At 35.5% G+C, this 26,559-nt stretch carries 20 protein-coding genes and 1 pseudogene; 1 reads left to right on the top strand and 20 read right to left on the bottom strand.

Translation table 11 applies throughout. The annotated features are described in order from the left end of the window. Positions 1-74: 74 nt before the first annotated feature. Positions 75-602 (bottom strand): annotated as a pseudogene (locus OCV88_RS00585) (dTDP-glucose 4,6-dehydratase); the annotation flags it as partial. A 239-nt stretch (positions 603-841) separates the two neighbouring features. Between OCV88_RS00585 and OCV88_RS00580 the strand changes: the two are divergent. Beyond that, positions 842-3,664, top strand: coding sequence for a DUF4422 domain-containing protein (locus tag OCV88_RS00580; RefSeq protein ID WP_158423709.1), 2,823 nt, complete (start codon positions 842-844; stop codon positions 3,662-3,664). Positions 3,665-4,031: 367 nt separating this feature from the next. Here OCV88_RS00580 and OCV88_RS00575 read toward each other — a convergent pair whose 3' ends face one another. The 19 genes from OCV88_RS00575 to OCV88_RS00485 all read right to left on the bottom strand — a co-directional run bounded on the left by OCV88_RS00575 (position 4,032) and on the right by OCV88_RS00485 (position 26,448). Continuing rightward, positions 4,032-4,859, bottom strand: a complete 828-nt coding sequence (locus OCV88_RS00575) for an Rpn family recombination-promoting nuclease/putative transposase (protein ID WP_262590554.1) — start codon at positions 4,857-4,859, stop codon at positions 4,032-4,034. Positions 4,860-5,060: 201 nt separating this feature from the next. Then, positions 5,061-5,483 carry a DUF1810 domain-containing protein gene (locus OCV88_RS00570; protein ID WP_158423707.1) on the bottom strand — a complete coding sequence of 141 codons (423 nt, stop codon included), beginning with the start codon at positions 5,481-5,483 and terminating at the stop codon, positions 5,061-5,063. Between the two features lie 113 nt (positions 5,484-5,596). Further along, positions 5,597-6,499: a sugar phosphate nucleotidyltransferase gene (locus OCV88_RS00565; protein WP_158423706.1), complete on the bottom strand. Its 903-nt coding sequence runs from the start codon at positions 6,497-6,499 to the stop codon at positions 5,597-5,599. A gap of 32 nt (positions 6,500-6,531) precedes the next feature. Further along, the gene (glf, locus tag OCV88_RS00560; protein WP_158423705.1) at positions 6,532-7,629 is read right to left on the bottom strand and encodes a UDP-galactopyranose mutase; all 1,098 of its coding nucleotides are present in this window, start codon (positions 7,627-7,629) and stop codon (positions 6,532-6,534) included. 49 nt (positions 7,630-7,678) lie between these two features. Further along, on the bottom strand, positions 7,679-8,647 hold the full coding sequence (locus OCV88_RS00555; RefSeq protein ID WP_158423704.1) for a KpsF/GutQ family sugar-phosphate isomerase: 969 nt from the start codon (positions 8,645-8,647) through the stop codon (positions 7,679-7,681). Positions 8,648-8,748: 101 nt separating this feature from the next. Next, on the bottom strand, positions 8,749-9,543 hold the full coding sequence (gene kdsA, locus OCV88_RS00550) for a 3-deoxy-8-phosphooctulonate synthase (RefSeq protein WP_158423703.1): 795 nt from the start codon (positions 9,541-9,543) through the stop codon (positions 8,749-8,751). Continuing rightward, a complete protein-coding gene (locus tag OCV88_RS00545; protein WP_158423702.1) occupies positions 9,530-10,792 on the bottom strand; it encodes a GT99 family glycosyltransferase N-terminal domain-containing protein in 1,263 nt (420 codons plus the stop codon). Before OCV88_RS00545 ends, kdsA begins: the two co-directional genes overlap by 14 nt. Then, positions 10,770-11,270 (bottom strand): KdsC family phosphatase, encoded by a 501-nt coding sequence (locus OCV88_RS00540; RefSeq protein WP_158423701.1) that lies wholly within the window; start codon positions 11,268-11,270, stop codon positions 10,770-10,772. Before OCV88_RS00540 ends, OCV88_RS00545 begins: the two co-directional genes overlap by 23 nt. Beyond that, on the bottom strand, positions 11,263-12,693 hold the full coding sequence (kdsB, locus tag OCV88_RS00535; RefSeq protein WP_158423700.1) for a 3-deoxy-manno-octulosonate cytidylyltransferase: 1,431 nt from the start codon (positions 12,691-12,693) through the stop codon (positions 11,263-11,265). Before kdsB ends, OCV88_RS00540 begins: the two co-directional genes overlap by 8 nt. Next, complete coding sequence (locus OCV88_RS00530; protein ID WP_158423699.1) at positions 12,694-13,314, bottom strand: acyltransferase; 621 nt, start codon at positions 13,312-13,314, stop codon at positions 12,694-12,696. It lies immediately after the preceding gene. Between the two features lie 24 nt (positions 13,315-13,338). Beyond that, positions 13,339-15,876 (bottom strand): glycosyltransferase, encoded by a 2,538-nt coding sequence (locus OCV88_RS00525; protein ID WP_158423698.1) that lies wholly within the window; start codon positions 15,874-15,876, stop codon positions 13,339-13,341. Positions 15,877-15,907: 31 nt separating this feature from the next. Next, positions 15,908-17,281 carry a sugar transferase gene (locus OCV88_RS00520; protein ID WP_158423697.1) on the bottom strand — a complete coding sequence of 458 codons (1,374 nt, stop codon included), beginning with the start codon at positions 17,279-17,281 and terminating at the stop codon, positions 15,908-15,910. A 21-nt stretch (positions 17,282-17,302) separates the two neighbouring features. After that, positions 17,303-18,766, bottom strand: coding sequence for an LCP family protein (locus tag OCV88_RS00515; RefSeq protein ID WP_158423696.1), 1,464 nt, complete (start codon positions 18,764-18,766; stop codon positions 17,303-17,305). A 16-nt stretch (positions 18,767-18,782) separates the two neighbouring features. Beyond that, positions 18,783-20,789 carry an HAD family hydrolase gene (locus tag OCV88_RS00510; RefSeq protein ID WP_158423695.1) on the bottom strand — a complete coding sequence of 669 codons (2,007 nt, stop codon included), beginning with the start codon at positions 20,787-20,789 and terminating at the stop codon, positions 18,783-18,785. Positions 20,790-20,792: 3 nt separating this feature from the next. Beyond that, positions 20,793-22,415 carry an ABC transporter ATP-binding protein gene (locus OCV88_RS15965; protein WP_317258576.1) on the bottom strand — a complete coding sequence of 541 codons (1,623 nt, stop codon included), beginning with the start codon at positions 22,413-22,415 and terminating at the stop codon, positions 20,793-20,795. A 19-nt stretch (positions 22,416-22,434) separates the two neighbouring features. Continuing rightward, positions 22,435-23,220: an ABC transporter permease gene (locus OCV88_RS00500; protein ID WP_158423694.1), complete on the bottom strand. Its 786-nt coding sequence runs from the start codon at positions 23,218-23,220 to the stop codon at positions 22,435-22,437. A gap of 1 nt (position 23,221) precedes the next feature. Continuing rightward, complete coding sequence (locus OCV88_RS00495; RefSeq protein WP_158423693.1) at positions 23,222-24,487, bottom strand: hypothetical protein; 1,266 nt, start codon at positions 24,485-24,487, stop codon at positions 23,222-23,224. After that, on the bottom strand, positions 24,462-25,295 hold the full coding sequence (locus OCV88_RS00490; protein WP_262590553.1) for a glycosyltransferase family 2 protein: 834 nt from the start codon (positions 25,293-25,295) through the stop codon (positions 24,462-24,464). The genes OCV88_RS00495 and OCV88_RS00490 overlap by 26 nt, the downstream gene beginning before the upstream one ends. Further along, entirely contained in the window at positions 25,240-26,448 is a 1,209-nt protein-coding gene (locus OCV88_RS00485) for a glycosyltransferase family 4 protein (RefSeq protein ID WP_262590552.1), read from the bottom strand. Before OCV88_RS00485 ends, OCV88_RS00490 begins: the two co-directional genes overlap by 56 nt. Positions 26,449-26,559 lie beyond the last annotated feature (111 nt).

Raw genomic sequence — 26,559 nt, 5'->3', positions numbered from 1 at the left:
GTAAGCAAAATTGACGGTAAAATTGAAAATTCAGCAGAGTGCACGATATAGTATGGATAGAAAATTAGGCAGAATTACCAGTGTTTCACATACCACTGGATGGTTTCCTCCATCCCCCTCTGAAAGGAGATCTCCGGACGCCATCCAAATGCTTTTTCTATTTTGGAAAAATCCACTGCATAGCGCAGATCGTGTCCTTTCCGGTCCGGCACAAAAGTAATCAGACTGTCCGATTTATTCAGATATCTTAAGATAAATTTTACAATCTCTATATTTCTGATTTCACAGTTCCCTCCGATATTATAGACCTCCCCCGGACGGCCGGAATGTACAATCAGATCAATGGCTCTGCAGTGATCTGTAACATGAATCCAGTCCCGGATGTTCTGACCATTTCCGTAAACAGGCAGCGGTTTGTCCTTAAGAGCCTGTTTAATCATCAGAGGTATTAGTTTTTCTACAAACTGGCGGGGGCCATAATTATTGGAACATCTGCTTATGGTAATCAACAGCCCATGTGTTTTGAAATAAGAAAGCGCCAGAAGATCCGCAGCAGCTTTGCTGGAAGCATAAGGACTGCCCGGGTGCAGAGGCGAATTTTCTAATAATTGTCTTTATATAGAATTATAATGAAACTTCAGGAATGTGTAAAGAAACGCTCATCGAAAGAATACTGCGCAGGTATTTTAAAAATTGTACTGCCTTTCTTTAGCTTCCAAAGAGATTCATTCACTGTGTATACTTTATCATTTCTCTGGAAAGGCTATAAAAAGAATGTGCAAAGTACATTTTCCGCCTGCGGCGCCGGTCCGCAAAAACTATTATTGCGAGGAGATCGTACATGAAATTATCAGTCATTATGCCTGTCTACAACGTTGAAAAATATTTATCTGAAAGCCTCGATTCCGTTCTGGGACAGACATTAAAAGATATTGAAATTATCTGTATCAATGATGGATCCACCGATCACTCCGGTGAAATATTAAATACTTACGCGAAGGCATACCCAAACATCGTTTTGATAAATGAGACAAACCACGGGGTGGGATTTGCAAGAAATGAGGGAATCCGAAACGCCCAGGGAGAATTTATAGCATTTATGGACCCGGACGACTATTACCCTGAAAATAATATTCTGGAGCTCCTATATACAAAAGCCAAAGGGCATCAGGTACTGATCTGCGGCGGCTCTCTCTGTGAGGACCATAACGACGGTAAATGGATTCGAAAAACCTTTGACGGCCTCTACCAGAAATACACCTTTCACCGGGAAGAACTTATTGCTTATGATGATTATCAGTTTGACTTCGGCTTTTACCGTTTTATCTATAATAGAGACTTTCTGATTGAAAATGAGATCTTTTTTCCACCCTACATTCGATTTCAGGATCCGCCTTTTTTTGTCAAAGCAATGATTCTGGCCCGGCAGTTTTACGCTGTTCCTGATTACACCTACTGCTATCGTTATGGTCATCAGAATCTGGTCTGGTCTGAAAAACGTACAGCAGATCTGATCCGCGGCCACATTGACATATTAAAGCTGTCTGCCGTAAATCATTTAAAAAATCTTCATCTTCTGACTTTATACCGTCTCTGCGTCATCAGCCAGAAAATATTAGATGAAGGTGTCAAATCAAAAAGCAGGCTGATTATAAAGTTATTAAAGCAGGCCGATGCTCAGGTGAATCCCAGCTGGATCCAAAAGGAGAAAAAAGACAGAGATATCTGGAAAAGCCTGCAGTCCTATTTTCCTGACCACAAATTAAAACAAGATCAAAAGTTAAAGATTTTGTTGTCCTATCATAAACCGGACCATTTATTTAAAGATACCGTTTTAACTCCCATTCATGCCGGCAGAACCAATGCCCAAAATAAGCTGGAACCAAATGACAATGCTTTAAACTGGCTGATGCAAAATACCATCGGGGATAATTCCGGCAATCATATTTCCTACAAAAACGACACCTACAACGAAATGACCACTGTTTTCTGGGCCTGGAAAAATTATGAAAAGTTAGGGAATCCGGACTATATTGGTTTCATGCACTACCGCCGCCACTTTTTATTTAATGACCAGATGGAGCGCTCCGTATACGAATACGATGACATTGACGATAAATATTTTGAAACCATTCAGTATTCCGAATACAGTATTCCACATATTATGGATGACTGTGACTTTATAACCGTCAAACCCCAATGGCGTTCTTCCATGTATGAGCATTACAAAAAAAACCACGACATTGCAGATCTTGATATGGCAATAGAAATATTAAAAGAAAAATATCCCTCTTATAAAGAAGATGCGGACACCTACTTAAGTGGTCCAAAAGCGTACTTCTGCAATATGTTTATTTTTCCCAAAGATCTGTTTTTTGAATATGCAGAATGGTTCTTCAGCATTGTTTTTGAACTGGAAAACCGCATAGATCTCACAAAAAAGCGGCTGTTTGTATCTGAATGGCTCACCGGTATTTTTATTACCCATTTAATCCGCACAGGAAAAAAAGGGAAATTTTTCCCTACCATGATTGTAGAAGGAATGCACCAGCTCCCGGTAGTTATGGCCGCTGACAACAACTATGCTCTGCCAATGCTGGTAAGCTGCGCTTCTATCCTTCAGCATGCTAAAGGAAATACCCACTATCAGTTTTACTTTCTGGTACCGGGAGACTTTTCCGATAAAAATAAGCAGTACTTTGAACAGCTTTCCAAACACTATGGAAAAAGCAGTCTTTATTTTATCAATATGGAGGATTCCTATAAGACAGAGAAACTAGTGATCAGTCACATAACAGCCGCCACCTATTACCGGCTTCGTCTGCCCGGATTGCTGCCGGATGTCAAAAAGTGTCTGTATCTAGATGTGGATACGATTGTGAAAAATGATCTGTCCATTCTGTACCGCACAAGCGTCGACGATAAATACCTTGCCGGGGTCATAGCGCCCGGTTATCTGGAAACAGAAGAAAAAATAACATCAAAAAAAGAAGAACTGGGAATCACCAGCCTTGACACCTACATCAATGCCGGTGTTCTCCTTATGAATCTTGCAAAAATGAGAAACGATCATTTAGAGCTTGTATTTGAAAAGCTGTTAAAAAAGAAGTTCAGCTCCCAGGATCAGGATATTTTAAACGCAGGATGCTATGGAAAAATCAGGGTTCTTCCTTTTAAATATAATGCTATGACAAAATATGCCCTAAACAGTGATTATGCCTATAAAAATACCCAGAGCCTGCAGCGGTCCATGTCTGAAAAAGAATGGAATGACGGAAGAAAACATCCTGCCATCATCCACTATGCAGACCGAAAAAAACCATGGAATGATCTGTCAGTAATCTATGCAGAACAATGGTGGGATACCGTAAATAAGCTTCCGGAAAATATGTGCGCAGATATCTACAAACATTATTGGTTCAAAGCTATACGTTCTGCACAGGAGCTGAATGATTTGTTTAAACTGACTGCCTCCCATAAACGTGATCTTTTGGGCACAAAGGATCAGAATCTGGAAAAAATAAAGCATCTGGAAAACTCTCTAAAGAAAAAAACGCAGGAATATCAGGCTGTAAGAGCATCCAAATCCTTTCGTCTTGGAAGATTTCTGCTGGCAGTTCCTATCAGAATCAAGAAGCTTTTTAAGGCACGCAAAAGCGGGTAAGTCTATCACCTGAGCAATTCTTACTGCTAATACCATCCATTCTGCATTTTTGATTTATGATATCTGGTGCGGCGGCACCCTTCGATTCAGGAGCATTCATCCTGACTTTAGATATTTTAATTCTTAGACTTGATTGAATTTTAGATTTGCATTTAATTTTCATAAGGATCAGCTCCATAAAAAGGAATGTGCAAAGCACATTCTCCGCCTGCGGCGGGTCGCTTTTGCGGCATGACTCCACTCCGCCGCAGTGCGAGCCACAGCGGAGCGTTTTTTGCTCTATAGGAATCGGTACTTTTCAGCTTTATCACAACACAGTATTTCCTATAGAGTAAAAAAGCTGATCCTTATATTATTCTGTTAAACATTAGAGATGAAATTCCCGAAACATCTCATGCAGATATTCCTGATCCTCTGCTGCCTTCTTCAGATCCTCATACCGATTCTGGCTGATTAAACAGGCAAATAACTCTCTGATCTGTTCCTGTCCCTGAATCTGCCCTTGAATTATCCCCTCTTCTAATGCTTCCTTTCTTTCATTCGCAAGTATTTCCTCAAACCGCATATACTTTTCCTCCCATCTCCTGCTTTGTTTCAGGTTCTGGATCCTTTCCCGGACAAGTCCGGCAACAGAGCTATTGGCTCTGTCAGGAAGAAAACAAAACGGATTATCAACATATCTTAAAAAATCCGCCAGACTCTCCGAAACATCTGATAAATTATTTCCCTGTGCATTCAGAAAGATTTTTCTGGTTCCATTTTCTAATGCTATATCCTCTTCCAGGCAACGTTCTTCAAAGGTATAAACACAACGCTTCATTCCAAATGGATCAAAGGTACAGATAAATATTATCAGACTTTTAGGGAGATTGATAAAAGGATCTCCCGGTCTTAATGCTGCTGCATCCAGCTGTGATTGATAAAACCGGCTTCTATAAGGCAGATCCTGCTGATTGGTTGTCTGCATCTCAATATTATACACACTGTCATCTCCGGTCAAACAAACATCCATGCGAATCCCTCTACAGTCACTATTTACCAGCAAAGATTTTTCTACCTCTACCTTTATAGATTCCACTGACTTACCCAAAATCACCTGCAATACTTCTCTGCAGATTTCTTCATCTTCCATTACAGCTGCAAATAAAAATGCATCAGTATACTCCAGTTCCTGAAATTTTTTTCGTTTCTTCAAATTACTTCCTCCATTCATATGTACAGAATGGATGTATATTAGCAACTATTATTATAGACCTTTTTTAAACAGAAGTAAATGTATACAGCATGTTCTTTTACCATTTACCACTAACTCTTCTGACTAAAGAAAATATTTGAAATAATTGATATATCTTCATCGTCATTTATAATTAAAGCTCTATTTTATACACAAAAATCACTACAGTGTTTGTAAAATTTCTATCGTTTTCTGATCCTTCTCTCCATGAAAAAACTTATCCAAAACTTTCTGAAATACTATATATTCTGGTTTTACTAATGCAAATAAGGTCATGGAAGATTTAAGTTTCAAATCATCAGGACTTCCCATAACAAAAACAGCATCTTTAGAATCTGTCTCTAGTAACGCCTGGGAAATTTCTATTAAATTCTTTCCAAGAATGTCGTGCTCTATATATTCCTTCGCTTCCTTTAGATCCTTAATAGCATAATATTGTGAAATTTCACTAAAGCCAAGCCCTATAATCTGGGGAAAAACATACCACATCCAATGACTTTTTTTCTGTCCATCTCTTATTTCTTTTAATGCCGTTTTGTAATGCTTCTGCTGTGCGGCAAGAAAACGATCCAACTTATGATTCATATACGTCTCCCAGTATGAAATATTCAAGTCTAGCTCTTGCGAGACTTGGTGCGCGATTCGGATCCGCTTTGCTGACAACATTCTATTCCGAATCGCTGCACCTCCTCGCGGATCTAATTATATAGAGGAGTCTTATAGATTCCTTTTTTTATTAAATCACTGAATGCATCAATAACCGTCTGCTTATCCTCCTGGTACGTTACCCCAAACCATTTATCTGTTGTTTCCAAAACCTTAACAGAAATTTTTTCCGCTTCCAGCAAATCACCAATAATTGTAGGAAGCAAATACTCTGCTTTTATATCGTCCTCTGACATTTGGGATAAAAATTCTTTGAACCCTTTGTCTAAAATCTCAATAAATTCCGATGTAAGTCCCCACATATTCATAGAAACATGGGTTCCAGTTAAAAGCTCATTATCATTTTCATCCCGAATGATTCCATCAGCATTTTTCTGAATCCCCTTTGTCTCATCAATTTGAATCAGATTTTCTTCCTCATCCACCCTGCAAACACCACGGGTTACCGTTCCATTATCACTCAATGTATTATCCAGTATAAATCCCGCCATACAATATTCATGTTTACTTTCGGTATGAGAATTTAAATATGTGTACACTTTTTTAAATGCTTCTTTTCCATAATAGTCATCTGCATTGATAACAGCAAACGGCTCTTTTACTACATTCTTACAACAAAGTACTGCCTGACCAGTTCCCCATGGTTTCGTTCTGTCAGCCGGTTTTTCATATCCATCCGGAAGCATGTCCAATTCCTGAAATACATACTCTACGTTGCAAATCTTTTCAATTCTGTTTCCTATAATTTCACGAAAATCTTTTTCCAGATCTTTTCTGATAATAAATACCACCTTATCAAATCCAGCCTCTAAAGCATCATGAATGGAATAATCAATAATAATTTCTCCATTTGGACCAACTGATGTCAGCTGCTTGATACCTCCCCCAAATCGTGAACCAATTCCAGCTGCCATAATAACTAATGAAACTCCCATAGTACCCTCCTTTAATATATTAATTGACTTTTTTATAACTCTTCATTAACAAGACCAAGAGCTGCTTCTATTACTTTATCCATATCATAATATTTATAAGCTCCTAAACGACCGCCAAATATTACGTTTTCCTCTTTTTCAGCAAGTTCCTGATACTTAGCAAATAAAGCTGAATTTTTATCATCATTAACCGGATAATATGGTTCAATACCTGGTTTCCATTCAGAAGAATACTCTCGAGAAATAATTGTAAAATCTTGTTTCCCAAACTCAAAATGTTTATGTTCAATAATTCTTGTAAAAGGAACTTCTCTATCTGTATAATTTACAACAGCATTTCCCTGGAAATTTTCTTCTTCTATTCGCTCTGTTTCGAAACGTACAGAACGATATTCTAATGCGCCAAGCTTATATTCAAAATATTCATCAATCATGCCTGTATAAATAATTTTATCAGCAATCTCTGGATTCCCCTTTATCAGCTCAAAATAATCCATATTAAGTTTGACATCTACTCCATCCAGCATTTTCTCTGCAATACGTGTATAACCGCCTATCGGAATCCCCTGATAACGATCATTAAAATAATTATTGTCATAAATAAAACGGAATGGCAGTCTTTTAATAATAAATGCCGGTAATTCTGTACATGGACGCCCCCACTGTTTTTCTGTATATCCTTTAATCAATTTTTCATATACATCTTTTCCCGCTAATGATAACGCCTGCTCCTCAAGATTTTCTGGATTAGTTATATTTAAATCTGCAATCTGCTGCGCAATGATATCTTTAGCCTCTGACGGTGTCTTAATACCCCACATTTTACTAAAAGTATTCATATTAAAAGGCAAGTTATATAATTCATCTTTATAAACCGCAACCGGGGAATTGATGTAATTATTAAACTCAGCGAACTGGTTAATATAATTCCAAATTTCTTTATTACTTGTATGAAAAATGTGAGCACCATATTTATGTACATTAATTCCATCAACATCTTCACAATATACATTTCCGCCAATATGATCACGTTTGTCTATTACGAGACATTTCTTTCCTCTTTTGTTTGCTTCATAGGCAAAGACAGAACCAAAAAGGCCTGCACCTACAATTAAATAATCGTATTTCATAATCTAATTTACACTAAAAATACTAAAACTTGTATTTCCTTTCTTTATTTTAAAATATTCCTAATTTAATTATATCATGATTTCTAACTAATCCAACAACCACCAGATCTTCTCTTACCACAGGTAAAACTGATAATTGTTTTTCTCTATTTTCCATCATTGCTAATGCATTAATAGCCAAAATATTTTCTTCTGTCACAATGGGATGGCTTGTCATAACATCCTCAACGTTAACTTTGTAGACATCCTCCCTTTTTCCTATATATCTTTTTAAATCTCCATCTGTAATCAATCCTAATAACTTTTGGTTTTCATCTACAATTGTTATCGCTCCTAAACCAAATTCACACATTTTAATTATTGCTTCTCCTAAATTAACCCCCGCATTTACGACAGGATTTTCTTCATTTTTGTGCATTATATCACTAACTTTAACAGTCAATTTTCTCCCTAATGCCCCCGCAGGATGAAACAAAGCAAAATCTTCTTTTTTAAATTTTCTTAATTCGGATACAACTACAGCTATCGCATCTCCAAGCACTAAAGCTGCAGTTGTACTAGAGGTAGGTGCCAAACTCAAAGCACAAGCTTCTTTAAAAATAGGTAATGCTATCACATAATCAGAATACTGGGCTAAAGTGGAATCCAAGTGCGAAGTTATAGATACTATCGGTATATTTATCAGCTTTATATTCGGTAGAATATTACAAATTTCTGATGTCTCTCCACTATTACTTATTAAAATCAATATATCTTCTTTTGACAATGTCCCTAAATCCCCATGTAACGCTTCGGCTGGATGTAAAACATACGATTGTATACCTAAACTGGACATTGTAGCTGAAATTTTCCTCGCAATATGTCCAGGCTTTCCCATTCCACACAAAATAATCTTTCCTCTACAATGATTTATTAACTCTATAACTTTGACTATATTATCGTCCAAATAATTACTTACTTTTTGTAATTCTTCTATTTCTATATTGAATATTTTTTTTACCTCATTTAAAATATCCATACAACTCTCCCTCCTGTCGTTTCAGAATAATATAAGTATATGTACGTTTGACTGATTATACAAAGTGTTAAAAATATCAATTTATCATTATAAATAATTTTTTACACTATGATCTCTCTTCTAACTAAAATTTCATTTATTTCTAGCATTTGACTCAAAACTTCTTCAAACTTTTCAATAGTTATCATATTAGGACCATCAGATAAGGCTTTATCTGGATAAGGATGTACTTCAGCAAAAACACCATCAACACCTACTGCAGTAGCTGCCCTTGCAAGATATTCTACATATTCTCTATTCCCGCCTGTTGTTGTACCATTTCCTCCTGGCATTTGTACACTATGTGTAGCATCAAATATAACAGGGTAACCAAATTTTTTCATTTCTACTATTCCAGTCATGTCCACAACCAACCTATTATAGCCAAATGTAGTACCTCTTTCACACAGCATAATATTATCACAACCAACACCTTTTAATTTCTCTATAACATTTTTCATATCCCATGGTGCCAAAAATTGTGCCTTCTTCACATTAATTATTTTATTTGTTTTCGCAGCAGCAACTAATAAATCAGTTTGTCTACATAAAAATGCTGGAATTTGTATAATATCTGCAACTGATGCAACTTTTGATGCCTGACATGATTCATGTATATCAGTTACAATCTTCACATTATATTTACTTTTAACTTTTTCCAAGATTTTAATTCCTTCATCCAAACCCGGTCCCCTATATGATTTTAGTGAACTACGATTGGCCTTATCAAAAGATGCCTTAAAATAAAAATCCACATTATAGGTATCCATTATAGACTTTAAGTTTTCTGCGATATACATGACACTTTCTTCTGATTCAATAACACATGGCCCTGCTAATACTTTAAATTTCACCATTTTTCCTTCTTTCTAAAATTATTTTATATCTATTCTTTTTACCAAAATCCAATAAATTTAAATAAATATTATCTTTTTGCAAATAGTATTTCAAATGACACATAAATAACTTAATTTCCGATGGCCTGCTCTTTCTCCAATTTAGGTATTTTTCATCACAAATCAATTCATATGGTACTAAATATGCTAGTAATACAAAATTCAAAAACTCTATTGGTACATTTTTTCCTTCCAAATTAAAATAATTCGTCTCACACCAATTAGTAAACGGAGAAATATCATGAGTATAAACTTTTTTCCCCCATAGCATTGCTTCTAAAAGAATATTAGAACCTTGAGCCGCAATTCTATTACTTTTCAATATAAATTCGGATGAACTTAGAGAATCATCTAAATTTTTTGCCGTATATGTAGCACGATATGGCTCATCACCTGGATGCATTCTAAATAAGATATCACTTTCCGGATAAACACACCTGAGATCTTGCAATAATTCAAGATCAGTATACTTTGACTTGACAAAAAATGTAGGTATCAAAGGATGACATCCTGCCATCCCCATTTCATATTTAGCAGATATTTCATACATATCTAATAAATTTAATTTCTCAGGGGCTAAAAATAGAGCCAACAACTCCTTATTAGAAAAAAGCTTAAATTTACAGTCAGGCAATTGCTTAACAAAATTTTTATACCTTTCCTTAATTTCTTTTGAAGTATAAATTTCATCATAACAAAAATATGCTGTTGGCCTATATTCAGGGAATCTAAGACAGAACTCATTAGTAATTACAGGTATACCCATTTTTTCAGCAACATATCGTATACTAACAAAATGTGCATTCCAATTTAATATCCCCTCTATTCGCTGATTAAATTTCTTCTTTAAATTCCTTAAAAGATATTTAATTTCTTTTTCTAGTGGCATATACCTATTTTCTAAGAGGAAAAGCCTCACTGCAAGTTTAGACCCTAATTTTCTCTCCAGATTAGTAAAAATATCATTAGACAGTGAACATCTAACTACACTATTTTCTTCCTCTTCGCTTAATAACCTATATTGATGTAATGAATAAAAATCCTTCTCATATACATTACTTTCAATTATATTTTTCCTATAATTAATAAAATATTGGGTAGAAATAATAGGCCAATTATTATTATAACAATGATATAAATACTTTAAATATTCCCACAAATATCTAGATTCATAAAATGAGCATGGATCAATGATTATCGGAATATACATTTTGATTCCTTTCTAAAATTCGTTCAGCCATTTCCCTAAATGCACCTTCTCCACCTTTTCTTATAGTTATATAATCTGCAACATTACATACTTTTTCTAAAGCATTACATGGCGCACAACCAAAACCACACAATTGAATCGCTGGAATATCAAAAAAGTCATCTCCAATGTAAGCAATCTCTTCCATGGATATTTCTAAAAGCTTACTAAGTTCTTTTAGAACTTTCAATTTATTTTTGGATCCAGTATATAAATAATCCACTTTCAATTTTTCAGCCCTTTTCTTTAAAAGAGGATTATTTTCTGCCGTTATTATGGCAGTCTTTAAACCAGCTTCTTTTAATCGAATAAACCCCATACCATCAATTACATTAAACTTTTTCATTATATCCCCACGTTCAGTATAGTACATTCCTCCATCGGTTAATACTCCGTCACAATCTGTTGCGACTAGCTTAATTTTTCCTAAATCATTCATTTTTAAACCTTTCTTTTTCTATTACATTCTCCACAATATTAATATGTTCTGGTAAGTCTACACCAATACTATCATGTTCTGTTTCAATAACACGTATTTTATAATCATTTTCTATAGCTCTTAACTGTTCTAAATTTTCACAAATTTCCAATTTCGTTTTTGGAAGTTTCACAAATTTAGCCAAAAATTCTTTTTTATATCCATACACTCCAACATGCTTATAATAAGATATCTCATCCAATTGATCTCTATTATATGGAACTATACTTCTAGAAAAATATATGGCATTATCGGATGAATTTGTTATAACTTTTACAATATTAGAATTATTGATATCATTAAGTTGTACTATTCTCTTTTTCAATGTAGCCATATATACATCAGGATCATTAAAGGCACTAATTAAATCCAAGATCATTTCTTTTTTTATTAACGGCTCATCCCCTTGGATATTTAACACTATATCTGCTTCAAGATACTGACAAGCTTGATATACTCTCTCACTGCCACAAGTACAATCTCCTGTCATAATGACTTTTCCACCAAATCCTAATACTGTATCATATATCCTTTGATCATCAGTGGCCACATAAACATCAGAAATTTCCCTAACGCTTTTTACTTGCTCATACACCCATTGAATCATAGGTTTGCCACATATCTTAGCAAGGGGCTTACCTGGAAAACGACTTGATTGATATCTTGCTGGAATGACTGAAATAATCTTTCTTTCTTTTATTTCGTTTATTAATTTACTTTCTTTAGATGAAAAATTATGATATTCCCATCCATGTGGCCTATTGCGTTTCCAGATAACATTTCTCTTTACGATATGAGCTGGGTTTCCACTAATTATGCAATTGCTTTCTGATATTGAATTAAAAACAACACTTCCTTCACCAATAACACAATCATTTCCTATTTGCACATCTTTATTAATAGTTACATGGGTCCCAATCCATACACGATCACCTATTTTTACTTTTCCAATAGATTTATTAAGTAATTTTTCAGTATTCTTATCAATTATTGCATGTCCATCAGATGCCCAAATAGCAACATTTTTTGAAAACATACACCCATCACCTATATCAATCTCACTATAATCATCATTTAAAAAGAAATATGTATCTTTCCACATAGAGATGTCTTTCCCGAACCGTATTTTCATATTTTTACCATTTAAACAAGTAATTATAGAAAAATTGTACGAAAATTTACTACTATTTATTTCAATAGCAGTTGCGATACCCCTCAAATCTATAACTGTTCCTTTAGAAAATCGAGCTGGTGCATGTATTTTTATAATATTATCTTTAGTGACTTCATTTGTTATGATATTTAAATTTTCAATTTTTTCATCCGCACTGAGCTCGCGTTCTTTCCCATTTTCTATCCAAATTATTTTATATTTATGAGCCATTTATTCTTTACCTCTCATCCAAACTATATTCTCTTTTACTATTTTTGCCGGAACTCCCTCTAGCATAACCTCACTACTATTAGAAAAATCTTTAGTTATTACAGAATTAGACTTTACAACAGACCCCCCCCCGATTTTCGCTTTTTTTAATAAAACAACATTATGCTCTATCAAAACTTTATCGGAGATCTCCAAATTCCATTCATTGCAATTAAGCGCATGCATATTTGTTTTATTTATAATTGCATGTCCATCGCCAACCCATATCTCTACATTTCGCTTAAAATAACAATTAGCTCCTATTAACAAAGAACTAAAATCTGTAGTTAATGCAATTTCAAAATTCTTTTCAAAATAATTGTTATTTTTAACAATCAAATTTTGCTCAAAGCAACCTGGGCCTGTTCGTATTTCAACTCCTTCAAAAATTGTATTTGGCATAAAATAAAAATTTCCCCGAATTCCTTTTAACATAAATAGTGATTTTTCTTGAAATTTAACTGTATCATAAATATGAATAATATTATCTTTTGTATTTTCATCTGTTTCAATTATTAAATTAGGGTAACTATCCACAATATATTCACGATTATTTTTATGAATGATTATAATATATTTCATTTTTTATACATTTTTTTCCTTTCTTTAAATCTTTAAATCTTTAATTACAGAATCAATTTGTTTATAATAACGATTTTTAAATTGCACTTTCGAGAAATAATTATTATAACATTTCAGATTTAATGCCTTCCAATATTCTTTATCTTCATTCATAATTGTTTCAGCCAATTTTGTATAGTTATTATCTTCTAAATATATCACATTATTTTCACAATTATATTCTAAGTTTCCGCCTGTTTTTGAAAGTATGATGCCATTCGAATTCTGCATAGCTTCCAGTGTTGCAAGATCAAAAATAGAAATTCTATGTAGCATAATATAATAATCACAGATGTTCTGTAAATATTTAACTTGTCTAAATGAGCATTTTTCAATATATATATATTCAAAATTATCACATATGTCCGCTAATTTATTAGCTCTCTGATTAATCTCTTCAGCGTAAGGCCCCCTTCCAACACAAATCCATCTATATTTGTTTATTGTATCCTTTTTTAACAATGTTTCTAAAAAAGTACATACGTTATCTTGACCTTTTGCGTAAGTTAAGGTTCCCACTGAAAGGAAACTACATTTTTCACTTTCTTCTAAAATTTCTGGTATCTTATCTTCGCTTACTTGAGCATATACAGTATTATACAATATATCCCCTAAATTAATGTCACTCTTATCAGTAACACAATATTTACTATTAAAAAAGTATTCTTGACCTCCAATACTTGGAAAACATACTTTTTGTGCATGTTTTAACGCATATCTTTCACAACTAGAAATAATTTTTTCTTCTTTATTTGTCATTCGTTCTCCAAGATTAGTTTTCTCTTCAATTCGAGGTCCCTGGGTATGAATAACTAAAATATATTTCTTACCCATTAATCCTAGCGCAAAAGCAGTAGAATACTCATGACAAATATATAATGTATCTCTATCATCTTTTGTCTCTTCTATTACAAATGCAATTGCAGCCCAAAGCATTATAAGGTTTGAATTTTCATTAATATAATTTGGATAGGTAAATTCGTTAAAATAACGATTTCTTAAAGTATGCCATATACCATCCTTTTCACTATAGACATATTTAATAGGTAGATTTTTATATTTATATTGAATAATCGATTCCATTGCTGAGAGAACAGCACCACCGCCTCCCCTTCCTCCTTTTGGAGCCTTTGGCCGATAAGTAATACATTTTATATTTTTTACTGAGGTAAATTTATCTCCACAAAGCAGACTCATTCTTCGCATTTTTTTCATAACCGCATAAGAATTAATCGATGTATTATGTTCTGAATAATAAAATAACAATTTCTTTGCAATTCTTTTTAATATATTTTTCTCAAAAATCACATTGTTTTTCATCATATTTATCTGACTACTTAACATGCTTACCTGTTCTTGCAAATATTTAATCTGGGTACTGTAATCTTCTTGATCCAATATAAATTGTTTTTCTTTTTTAACAGTAATTACATCTGGATCCAAAACTGTATTTCCCCAATAATCATTTAAAGCGGCACGCATTCTATTAGGTCTAATGGGCATATTAAAACTTTCACAAATATCTTTAGTTGGAATCGTACCTGTAAATAAATCATTCCAAAAATTAGGCTCATAAAAATCATTCATAATCGTCAAATATAGATTTGGCGAATAATTACTATTTTTATCATATGTATAGTCTAAATATGTTTTAAAAAATGGATAAGCTTTTTTTTCAAAATATTTTGCTTCTGTAAGAACTCCAGAAGATATAGCATAGACAGCTTTTATATTTTCATTTGCCAAAAGATAATAAATATTTTGATTAATTATTTTTATAAACGGGAATTGCTTTAAAAAATCATAAACTTTTTTCAAATCTCCATTAAATGGGTGCGGTTTATAATATACAGTTTTGTATTCTTTGCCAAGTTTTTCAATTTGATTTTTATATTCAAATATTGTATGTACCTTTCCATTCTCATATAATGCGGAATCTACATTTGTCTGCCCCACTATTAAAGCAGAATTTTTATCAATATTTAAATCATAAAAATCAACTGTTGTTTTATATAAATTGGCATAAATATAAAATACTTTTTCATTTACTAAATATTTTTTTAAATGTTGAAATACTTGCGGATGATTAGTGGCCATACTAAACATATGATCATCTAAAAACCTTACTGGATGTATCCTAATATCTATATAATAAAGATTTAATTTATCACAAATTTTTTTAAATATAGGGGGCATTTCATGGCATATAATAAAACTATTATCAAAATATTTACCAAAATAATTTATTGCATCTCTAGGTATACTATCTAAATCATAAATTTCTAACCAGCTATTTGTATTTTTAAATGTCACATTACATAATCTATAGAATACAAAAAAATTAAATTTACTATTTTCTGTCGATATTTTTTCAACCGGAACATTTACAGCCTCTTTTAATTGTCCTGATAAAAAATCAAAATATTTATTAATTCTTACTGTTTCTTTATTTTTAGCCTTCCCATTTATCCATACAGGACGTAACAAGTCACTTGTAATTACAATTCTCTTAATATTCTCCATAATTTAAATTCCTCCATTTCAAAAAATCACTTTAATTCTGTTTTCTCACCGCACTCCTCTGTTCTTCATCTATTCCTTCCGTATTCTCCTTCTGGAACAAAATCCGAATAGTTAAAAATATTAATTTTATATCCAGCCGCAGTGAATAATTGTAAATATACATTAAATCATATTTTGCTTTTTCTTCCGGTCCGGTATTATACTTTCCATAAACCTGTGCATACCCGGTTAATCCACCTCTGACTTTAAGCCGCTCTGTAAATTCCGGAATAACCTTGGAATACTCCTGGATAAATTCTTTTCTTTCAGGCCGTGGCCCCACCACAGACATATCACCCTTTAATATATTTATTAATTGCGGAAGCTCGTCAAAATGAATATTTCGAATTAGTTTTCCTATTCTCGTCACACGGCTGTCATTTTTAGCAGCCAGTCTGGCTCCATCTTTTTCAGCATCCACATGCATACTGCGGAATTTCAACATTTTAAAAGGCTTTCCATTTATTGTTACCCGATCCTGCTTATATAAAACTGGCCCTCCATCTTCCGCCTTTATACAAATCATGATGATTAGCATAAATGGTGACGCTATAATAAGCATTAATAGTGCCACTATAATATCCATACTTCTTTTAACAACCTGTTTCTCCGCTGTCATCCCATTCTCTCGAAACTTTAGTAAAACTTTATCATGAAGCTGCAGTACATCTGTATTTTGAATATAGATATCTGAAATTTTAGGAACACAGTAACATGCAATTCTGCTCTTCAAACAAATCTTCATTAATTGATTTCTTTCCTCATAGGGAATGTCTCCAATATAAACTGCTTTATACTGCAATATTTTAACAGCAATTTTTTCAATACCTATATCAAAATGTACAAATTCCGTTACTTTAAAATAACTGTTAATACTATTATTCACCTGAATCGTTTCTTCGCAATCTTCCCTGTTTCCATAAACAAAAAGTGCATTCTTACAAGACTGACATCTCATATAAAAACTAAAAAAACAGATTACCCATACAATACCAATTCCGGCTTCAATTATCAGCAATTTCACGAAAGTCAAAATAATCGATATGATCTCCATATCGGTCACTGCCCCCAGGAGGACACAGAAAAAAACATTTGTACAAACAGAACCGAAAAACTGACCATAAATTAAATCCATCAGGCGGCGCTGTTCTACATTATATGCTTCAAACAGAACCCAGAAAATAAACAATATCGCTAAATAAAGTATGCTGATTGCAATATAATTCTTTTGGCTGGCAACCCAAAGAGCACCGTCTGAAAATGGAATTTTACTTAAAAGCCCAAAAGATAGAAAATAACATAAAAGCAAAATCGCATATCTGAATATATTTTTTGTTATTTTAAACAACAACAACTTTGTTTCCATGTATATATCTCCACCCCTACGCTATTTATCAGAAAGTACTCTCTCTATCTCCGTTCTTGCCTGCTGTACAGAATCCATATCCGGTACTACTACTGATGCCGATCTATTGGGCATAGAATACGTAGTTTTTCTGGCACCGGTACCTGTTACATCAATAGATGAAATCTTCCAGGATGTTGGATTTTGTAACTGCTGCCGAATCAGCTCTTTCATATCTGCATCCGTAAGGCTTGTCTGAAAACAATCCTCCATGCTCTTCATAACATCTGTATAGTTATTCAGCAATGCAGTAGATGTAAGTTTCTGGACTACAGCCTGTATAACCGCCATCTGATTTTTCCCTCTCTGGAAATCTCCATTAGAAAAACTATAACGTTCTCTTGCAAACGCCAGTGCTTCTAAACCGTTCAAATGGTTATATCCTACTTTATATGAAGCAATCGGATCTACAGTAAATTCCTTTTCAGAATAAACATCCACACCGCCCAAAGCGTCGATCATATCAATAAATCCGGAAAAGTTTAATCGGAAGAAATAGTTAATATCCACACCGTAAAGCATTTCAAGAGTCTGCATAGATACATCAACTCCATAGATCCCTGCATGGGTCAGCTTATCCTTCTGGCCATTTGATACAGATAAAGGTATATAATAATCTCTTGGTGTAGACACCAGTAAAATTTCATGGGTATTTCGATTTACCACTGCCATAATATTTACATCACTTCTGGAACGTTCTGTCACGCCTCCATACGTATCAATTCCACTAATATACATGATAAAGGATGACGGAAGTTTTTCATTGGCATCAGATAAATCCAGCTGTTTCTCGTTTACAGTTGTTTTTAATACCTTTGTTCCCTCTGCAAACCATGCATAATCCTCTTCATCTTCATACATGGACACAAATGCATCATTCAATATAATTGCCTGGGCTTCCCCATCTTTTAAGGCATCCGCCAATGCAAACTGTTCTGAATATTCTGTTACATCTAAGCTGTCAGAAGTTTCTTTCTTTACCTCTTCCAATAATTGATCCGTATTTTCCCTATCTGTCTCTTTTAAAATTCCATAGCGATAACCTGCCGTATCCTGAATATTTTCAGCCAGATCATCTTTTAAAACATATACTGAAATAGATTCTTTCTCTACTGTAGTATTAGAAACATTTTCTAACGTATCTAAAGTTGTCAATATATACTTATTGCCCACAATCATGCCTGCAATCATCAAAACTGCAAGGATACACGCAATAACTCTCCTTGCAATGCCTTTCCTGCCTTTTCTTTCCTTCAATAAAACAAGCAGACCAACAATCACCGCCAGAATCCATATAATTACAAATACAATTCCAAGCAGCAATGCCGGCAGTACACCAGCCTTCAGAACCAAAACAGTAAAAATGATTGTTGCGGCAACCTGAAGCAGCCAAAGTACCAAAGAAACTAGTTTTAACGGTTTAAATCCTTTTTTTCCCTCTTTCATTTGTGCTCCTCTCTTTTTATTCTACATTTGCATTTAAATGAAATATATGATTAATTTCTTTCAGATATTTTTTATGGTTCAGCATCACAATCAATGGCGCATAGGCATCTCTGCCTGAAATCCGTGCCATACGCTTATTATCACCAAAATGTCTGATCCACGCTTTCGCAAAATCTATGATCCCACTTTGAATCTGTTTCATTCCATCTATATTTACATCGGTATCTCCAAACTGTAATTTTACTTCCTGATCTTCATCAAAGGAAAATCCGGAAAAAGTAGGTGTAGGTGAACTTAACAAAAGTTCAAGATACAAATTGTGATCCTGATTCAAATCATGAAATTTCCACAGGTCACGGTTCTCCCGCTGAGAATACAAATAACTTATCAGCTGTCCTGTCTGCAGAAACGTTTCACTGGTATCCGGCTCCGCATTATGGCACGTATTTGTACCGGCAATTACCCCAAGCACCTCACAATTAAGCTTCCATTCCTGTTGTACCAGGTAGTTCAGTGAAATCGCACCGCTTCCGGCCCATCCAATATCTACAGCCAGAACTTTCTGACAACCGGATAATATCTTTTGATAATATTGTTTACCTGCATTTGATTCTGATTCATAATGTTCCAGAACCTCAGCCCAGTGCTTTAGTAAATATTTTTTACAACAATCTGCTGTCTCCTCTTTTAAAATATTACTGCATTCATATCCTGCTTTTCTGCAGAAATCTTCCAGCAAATCCTCCAGCTGCATACTTTTAAATATAGATTCCACTGTATAATCCTGATTGATTTTATGATATAAAAATCTGCGGAAATAATCGTACCTGAAATGATCTGCTGTTAGTTTTGTTGCTGCTTTTCTTGACCAATACACATACTCTGATGCTTCCTTTGGATACATCATCTGGTACACTCTCCGAAGGATATCTCCGTCCCTTGCCAGAAATAATATTTTATCTGCTTTCTGCTGTTTAGCGCACTGATGAATAAACTGGCAATATCCCACTGCAAATAATCCACCGAAAGTAAATCCCAGTTCATAATCCTTTTCATATTTATGTAAACCATTGTGCAGATATGAATTGACAATCCCTCGATACATAGAACCAATAATGGCAGACATATCTTCACAGCGATATTCTTCTCCAGCATCATTTACATTTTTATATGGAATGCTGGTAAATCCGGCTTCCCTGGCCTTTTTCTGATCAGAATACTCATTATCCCCCACATGTGCATAAGATAAATGTTCTCCAAAGCTTGTTTTTATTAATTGGTATAAACCTTTATCTCCCTTGGACTTCCCATATTCGCAGGAAACAAAATAAGCATCAAATGTTCCATATCCACAGTGCTCTAAAAGCTGTCTGATCTGCGCTTCCCGCAGATACATATCTGAAGTGATTATAATCTTCTTATTCAAGGAGCTTAATATTGAAATCACCTTCTGCATATATGGATTAGCAAAACAATGCTCTGTTTCACAATCAACCTCCACCTGCATTCCCAGCGTTTTTGATATGCCTGTCTCCTGCTCCATTAATGTCCAGATATCATCCAAAGTTACTTCTTTACTTTTCTCTTCTATATATTTCTTTTCCCGGGCCCGCCATTCCATTTCTTTTCGTATGCGTTCAAAATCCGGATACTTTAATTGTTCTCCTATAAAAAAGAATAAATCTACAGGCTTGTTAAAAGGCCGGAAAATCAATGTATCAAACACATCAAATGAGATAATATCAAACCGGGCCAAGTACTGTGCAAGCTCCTGAGGATCTTTTTGATGAAAAGCCGAAGATTCACTTTGTGATACATCCCACGTTTTCTTCTCCAGCCTCTCTTTTTGTGACTGTTCAAAAATATACCTCTGCCTCAAAACATAATAGGAAAAGTTCCAGCCAAGTAATGCAAACCAGCATTTAATTCTTCCGGCCCCGGAAACCTTTTTTCTCAGACTCTGATATCTGCTTCTAATTCCCGGAACTTTATTTACCAAAGCATTATAAAGTTTCACTCTCATGGTTTATCTATCTCCCTGACCGTATGCCTGATAAGCAGCGCATACTTCCTTTGGAGCTCCCACCATTTTCTGAACTCCCTTTTCTATCCATACTGCTTTTGTACAATTTTTTAAAATGGTATCTGTAGAATGAGATACAATCAGAACGGTGGCCCCGCTGTGTATCATTTCCTGGATTCTTGCATGACTTTTCTTCCTGAAAAACATATCGCCTACACTTAATACCTCATCCAATATCAGTACATCCGGTGTATCCCGCATGGTGGCGATTGCAAAACCCAGTCTGGATACCATACCCGAAGAAAAGTTTTTCACTCTCTCCTCCATAAAGCCTTCCAGCTCTGCAAATTTAACAATCTCATCATACTTTTCATCTATATATTCTTTGGTATAGCCGATAATAGCTCCATTTAAGTATACATTTTCTCTGGCAGTCAGTTCCCGGTCAAACCCGGTTCCTAAAGTCAACAGCTGAATTTTCTTCTTATTCGCTATTACCTTACCTGAAGTAGGCCCCATGGCCCCGGAAACAATTTTCAGCAACGTACTCTTTCCTGACCCATTGGTCCCTATGATTCCTACTACTTCTCCCTGGTGCACATCAAAACTAATATGATCAAGAGCCTTTAATTCTCTGAACTTATTCTGATGCTTTAAAGCACGAATCATATATTCTTTCAGACTGTCAGAACCATCAAGAGCAATTTTAAAGTACATACATACGTCCTGGACTGAGATCACCACCGGAGTTTTCTTTGCAGATTTTTTTTGTTTTTCTGCCCCGCTTCCTGTTTTTTCCGTTTTTCTATCCGTTTTCTGTCCGGAAACTTTTGGCACATTTTCCTGAGCTTTCCTTCTGGCAGAGGCTCCCATTAATTCCTGCTTCTGCCGTTGTCTTTCTTTTATCCTCTGTCTGCGTTTTCTGCGCCGTCTTATGGCCCGTATATGAAACATCGCAATAACCGCCGCAAGCAGAAGCAAAATCGCTATACCGCCAATGACATACATCCATTTGCTCCCAGGAAGCCCATTTAGTACATTTTTTATCTTTTGAATCATCCCTGTATCGGAATTATAATCTTCTTCTGCCGGAACCTGATCCGAAGTTACATTCTCTTCCGGCTCCTTTACATCTGATTGCTCCGGCTTATCTTCTGCCGGATCTGTCTGGGGTTCCTCCGCAATGGCATCCCCCAGTGATACAGGCGCCGAAGCCTGTGCTGTAACAGTATGACGTTCCCCGTCCTCTGATTTTATAATCAGCTCCGTGAGTTTTAACTCTGTGGCTTCTTCTTTCAGCGGATTGAAATAAACCATTCTCTTATAAGATTCCTTTTCATCTCCGCCTTCTATATATACTTTTCCATCCTGATGACTATCACCGCCGCTATGGTACTCCAGAATTTCAGGATCATACTCAATACAGACACTGTAACTCCCTATTGGTTCATCTGCTTCCACATACACCCCGATAGGAAATGTCTCTCCCATTTCATAGTGATAGCTTTCCGACCCAAAATGCACATTACTTTCTGCCGCATATACGTTTGGACAAATGACTAGAAACAAAACCACAAGTAATGTCCAGATTGAAATTATTTTCCTTTTTCTATGCAAACTAACCATAAATCTCTTCTCTCTTTGTTTAAATTTTCTGAATGATCTTATCCTGCATCTTTTTAAAGCAGAACCAGCCAATCAGATAAGCTATCCCTGCAGATAATACCATTCGTAACCACTGCCCCAAAGAAGGAGTAACTCCATACATCATACAATTTCGAGCCGATGCAATAAAAATATAAATAGGATTTAACACAATTACCTTATATGCAAAATCAGGAAGTGCATCCACTGGATAGAAAATTGCAGACAGGTACATCCACAATGTCAGGATTACACTATATAAATGTTTTATATCTCCAAAAAACGAAAATGCTATTGTCAATATATAGCTGACTCCCATGCAGAACAAAAGCAAAAAAGCAACGATAACCGGAAACCATAACATATGTATATCCGGTTTTACTTTAAAAACAATTAGCATTATTGCATATGCAATCAGAGAATATAAAAAATTGACAAATGCAGTATATACCCTTGCCACAGGAAATATCACTTTCGGTAATTTCACCTGAAGCAGCAGAGTTTTATTATCCACCAGGGAAGTCATTGCCGTATTTGTGGCATTTGTAAATAAATTCCAGATCGTATAGCCCGTCAAATAGTAAATAGGATAGTTTTCAATGGAGCGACTGAACATGGTTGAAAATATCATTGATAACACTGCCATGGACAATAATGGATTTAATACGCTCCACAATATCCCAAGCTTAGATCTGCTGTATTTTCTTTTTATTTCTCGGGAAACCAGCTCTCTTACCACAAAAAAGTACTGTTTTCTCTGACTGTTATCACTTATATTTTTACTCATTTTACTTTCGTTTCTCCAAAATTTCTTTTCTTAGATATAATACATACTTATACCATCTGATTTGACGCAGATGCTTTCTGATTCGTCTTCCACATCGTACAGTGCTGCCCTCTATCCAGGCACTTTCATGAACCGGCCCTTTTTTCAATCCAAGCATAATCAGGCTTTTGTATAAAAAATGATTTTTTGACAATTCTTCTTCACTTAAATTTGCTGCAACAATCTGCTGCTTTTCTTCCAAAACGTCATCTGTAAATTTCCAGTTTCCAAATTCTTCAACTTCTTCCCGTTTAGGCTCTCCCATAAACCGGGATAAAACACGCTCCACATCTTCAGCTGAAATAATTCTCTGTTCCCTGGCCAGTTCCTTCACATACTTACAGACAGCGTCTGTTGTCTGTTCTATTTTTATCCGATTCCGGTTTTCTTTCTGCTCTAATACCGCTTCATACCCCTGAGTATCTTTCTGATAACGCAAAGTCATCCCTTCAGGGGCACCAAATATACACTCAAATAAACTATTGCTGAAGTATACCTTTCTTCTTATCTTTCCATAAGGAGAAAAGTAAAATGCATCATACATCTGTGGTTCAACATTTTGAGGAAGTTCATACAACCCAAAATAAAAACCTCTAAGAACCTCAGCTCTTCCTTCATTTTTTAATATCTGCTGCAAAGTCTGCTGTAAAGTGCCAATCCAGCCGCTGTCCACTATCGCATAAGATATTGGCTCTAGCAAGCCCTCCTGGCGCAGATATCCCGCAGCATCTGGATACGCTTTTTTTGAATTATCAAAAATCCACTCCATGAGTTTCGGGGAATTACAAAAATACCCTTTCAACTGCTGAACTTCCTGATAGGACATAACTTTATCAAATTCTTCTGTCTTCCCAAGCCTTTCCGCCATAGCGGCCGCTTCCTGCTCATTCATTCCTGTACGTTTCAGTACTTTTCTGAGAGTAACATCTATTCCTCCCTGACAGATAAACTCCAGACAATTATTCCCCTGGAGATGAAATGCCGGGACCCGCAGGGCAAACCTGGAACATTTCAAATATCTGCATTCCACCGGGTACCCCTGCTCTGCACACAAAATTCTGGCCGTAAGATACATTTGATATCCATCTCTGGCCAGAAAATAAAGTCTCTTTATTTTTTCCTGCTCAGCCTTCTTTAGTACCCAGCTGACAAAAGCATACATTACCGGAGCAAATACCTCTCTAGCTGATGCTTCAATCATTTTATTTATCTGCAACTGATATTCCATGACTGTTTTCTCTCTTCTTTAATTCGTATAGCATTTTTCCCGGAACCAGACCGGCAATCAGAGGCTTCATTACCCAATATGCACTTCTCACATTAAAAAGCCCAAGTTTTCTAAAATATGTACAGCGCAGACGAAATTCATCCACCCGATACTTGTACTTTCTTTTTTTGAAGGCATTCTCATCTTCCCGATACTGGAATAATGGTTCCTGAATATTGTATCCAATACAACCTTTCAGAAAGAAACGCATAAATAATTCATAATCTTCACACCGCAGATTACTTTTGGCTTCCGAATACAACCCGTATTTTTTAAAAACTTCTCTGCGAAACATAACAGAAGGGTGAATATATGGAGAAAAGGCTAGAAAATTTTCTGCCTTTGGTTTTTCAGGCATCAAACGCAGTCCCCGGGCTCCACTTTCTCGGAGCAGCTGTGCATTACATCCCACAAATCCATATTCCTCGTGGTCCTCCAGAAAATCATACTGCCGCTGTAAACGCTCCGGCAGCGATATATCATCTGCATCCATACGCGCAATATACCTTCCTTTTGCATGTTTAATGCAAAAGTTCAACGCGTACGCAAGCCCCCGGTTTTTCTTTGCACAAAAAAGACGGATTCGTGAATCACGGGAAGCTATTTTTTGCAAATACTCTGTTACCTCCCGGTCCGAACCGTCATTATATATTAAATATTCAAAATTCCGGAAACTCTGCTTTAACATAGAAGCCACAGCCTGTTCCAGCTGATTAAATTCCCTTTGATTGTACACTCCCATGATGATACTGATTTCTGTTCCATTCATAGCCTTTCATCTCCCCTTGTATTCTCTGATACACCTGGCTCATGATTACTTCTGTTTTAGCCGTACCAAACTGCTCTGCCGTCTGTCTCCCCACAGCTCCCATCCTCTGGCAAAGCATCCGGTCTGCTTTTAGTGTTTCAATGGCGCGGGCAAATTGACCGGCATCTTCGCCCTCACAAAGAAAACCGTTCTCCCCATTTTTCATATACTCTCTTGTTCCCCGATTTCCAGCCGCAATAACCGGAAGCCCACAGGCCATCGCTTCTAGAGCGGCCATTCCAAGACCTTCTCTGAGAGACGGAAACACAAAACAGTCTGACGCATGAAGCAATTCCTCCATATGTTCCTGAAACCCCATAAAATAAACCTGTGTTTCCAAATGAAGCTTCCGAACAAGCTTTTCCAAATATTCTCTCTGAGGCCCATCCCCGCAGATCAGATAACAAATCCTTTTATCTGGTATCAGGGATATTGCCCTTAATACCGTTTCATGATTCTTTTCAACATCCAGAGAAGCCGCCGTTATAATGCAGAAACAATTCTCAGCAATCTTAAGCTTTTCTCTCTGAACAGATCTTTTCTCTGAAATTGGAAAAAAACGCTTTAAATCCAGTCCGACTCCCGGAATCTTATATACACAGCCATTTGTTTTCAAACGAAATTCTGATGCATAATTAAAATCTTCCTGATTTATTGTAATAATCATATCCGTCTTGCGCGCAAGCCATCTTTCCGCCTGATAATAAAGAAGCCAGTTCTTCCACGATGCTCCTTTATAAAAATGAAACCCATGAGCTGTATAAATAACTTTTACATTATGAGCTGCTCTTTGTCCGGACAGACGCCCCAAAACTCCCCCCATAGGGGTATGGCAGTGAATCAGAGATATCTGTTCTTCCTCTAGAATATGCACCAGCTGCCTGAATGCCTCTTTATTCTCTTTCAGAGACCTGGGTGACTTTTCAATAGGAACATGATGCGTAACGATTCCCATGGATTCATATTCAGTTTCATCATATGTATAAACCGGAACCTGAAAGTTCGATGCATAGTGAACTTCGTATCCGGCTTTCTGCAGCAGTTTCACATTATTCATTTCAAACTGGTGAAGAAATCCACTGATGGTCGTAATAATTAAGACTTTCTCTTTCATACCCATTTTCCCTTAGAATAATCCGTCAAACTTCTTAACACTTTTTTCACAACTTACACATGTCGAATTAATCACACAGTTGTCACACTTTATACCTTATAGGTATGATTT

This window comes from Brotonthovivens ammoniilytica, from assembly GCF_025566885.1.
GTDB classification, from domain to species: domain Bacteria; phylum Bacillota; class Clostridia; order Lachnospirales; family Lachnospiraceae; genus Brotonthovivens; species Brotonthovivens ammoniilytica.
This window is presented reverse-complemented; position numbering and strand designations above follow the sequence as displayed.